Annotated in this window: 1 protein-coding gene; it reads left to right on the forward strand. The window is 71.2% G+C overall.

Annotation, left to right across the window (positions count from 1 at the left end; genetic code table 11):
- On the forward strand, nt 1-2,168 hold a 2,168-nt coding region (locus KBX39_RS29570), incomplete at both ends, for a glycosyl hydrolase (protein ID WP_210873680.1).

Genomic DNA, 2,168 nt, shown 5'->3' on the forward strand with positions numbered 1-2,168 from the left:
CGGTGGCGGTGCTGCCCGGCGGCGGTGACCGGGCCGCCCTGGCCGACACCTACGGCCGGTACGCCCACGCCCACGTCACCGGCACCCGGATGAGCTACACGTACGACCCGTCGGCGGGAACGGTGCGCACCACGTACGCGTTCACCACCACGCCCCGCGAGGGCAGCGAGACGAAGACCGTGGTGGCGCTCTACCCGCACCAGTGGCGCAGCCTCACCGGCGCCACCCCGATCACCCCGACGTACGTCTCGGCGCGCGGCGCCATGCGGGTGCTCACCGGTGTGCCGTCGTTCACCACCACGATGCGCTTCACCGGCGTGCTGCCCGAGGTGCCCGCCGTCGGCGACTCCAGCGGCGCCGACCTGGCCACCGTCACCGGCTACCTGAACGCCGAGCAGGGCAACCCGGAAGGCGTCAGCGGCACCGACACGTACTGGGCCGGCAAGGGACTCGGCCGGGCCGCCCGGATCGCCGAGATCGCCGACCAGCTCGGGCAGACCTCGGTCCGCGACGCGGCGGTGACCGCGATGAAGAACCGGCTGACCAACTGGCTCACCGCGAGCTCGGGCGAGACCGGCCAGCTCTTCTACTACGACCGCAACTGGGGCACGCTCATCGGCTACCCCGCCTCGTACGGCTCCGACGAGGACCTCAACGACCACCACTTCCACTACGGCTACTTCATCGCCGCCGCCGCCACGGTCGCCAAGTTCGACCCGGGCTGGGCCGACGACAGCCGCTACGGCGGCATGATCGACCTGCTCATCCGCGACGCCAACAACTACGACCGCGCCGACAGCCGCTTCCCCTACCTGCGGGACTTCGACATCTACGCCGGGCACGACTGGGCCTCCGGCCTGGCGCCGTTCTTCGCCGGCAACAACCAGGAGTCCTCGTCGGAGGGGATGAACTTCGCCAACGCCCTGATCCAGTGGGGTCAGGCCACCGGCGACACCGCCGTGCGCGACGCCGGGGTCTACCTGTGGACCACCCAGTCCGCGGCCATCTCCGAGTACTGGTTCGACGTGTACGACCAGAACTTCCCGGCCGCGTTCGGGCACAAGACCGTCGGCATGGTGTGGGGCGACGGCGGGTCGTACTCCACCTGGTTCTCCGCGGCGCCGGAGATGATCCAGGGCATCAACATGCTGCCGATCACCGGCGGTCACCTCTACCTGGGCGACTTCCCCGAGTACGTCAAGGCCAACTACGCCGAGCTGGTCACCAACAAGGGCGGCCCGCCGACGGTGTGGCAGGACATCATCTGGGAGTTCCTGGCCCTCGGCGACGGCGAGCAGGCGCTGCGCAACTTCCGCGCGAACAGCGGGTTCACCAGCGAGGAGGGCGAGAGCAAGGCGCACACGTTCCACTGGATCCGCAACCTGGCCGCGCTCGGCACCGTGGACACCACGGTCACCGCGAACCACCCGCTGGCGAAGGTGTTCGTCAAGAACGGCGTCCGCACCTACGTGGCGTCGAACATCACCGCCCGGCCGCTCACCGTCACGTTCTCCAACGGCGTCACGCTCGCCGTGCCGGCCGGCAAGACCGCCACGTCCGGGGCGTACACCTGGAGCGGCGGCAACGCCACCGGCGGCGGGACCGTGCCGACCGGCACGCCGACGACCTCGACGCCCAGCCCCACCCCCACCACCGCGAGTCCCACGCCGACCTCCGCCAGCCCCAGCCCGACGGGTACGGGCAGCGCGCTGAAGCCGGTCCGGTACCTGCGCTCGGGCGGCGGGCTGGACGGCAACGCCGGCACCGCCGGCACGGTGAACGTGGCGGCGGCGAACGGCAACCACGACGGCACGCCGACCAACCCGCAGGTGTTCACGGCCACCGGGCTGACCGGCACGTACACCGGCGGAGCGACCGCCTTCGACCTGGCCGTCGACGCCGGCACGGCGATCGGCAACGGCGTCCAGATCCGGGTCTCCTACGACCTGACCGGCAACGGCAGCGTCGAGCGGGTGGAGACCTACCGGTACTTCGCCACCGATCCGATCCCGGGCGCGGAGCGCTACCGGCAGACCCAGGGCCTGCTCTCGGCCACCGGCACGCTGGGCAATCTGTCCGGCGGCACGGTACGCGTCGAGGTGTGGAACGCCATCGGCGGCGCGCCCACGATCCTCGGCGTCGGCAACAGCTCGACGGTCACCTTGCCG

The sequence above is a fragment of the Micromonospora sp. D75 genome (assembly GCF_018070405.1).
GTDB lineage: Bacteria > Actinomycetota > Actinomycetes > Mycobacteriales > Micromonosporaceae > Micromonospora > Micromonospora chalcea.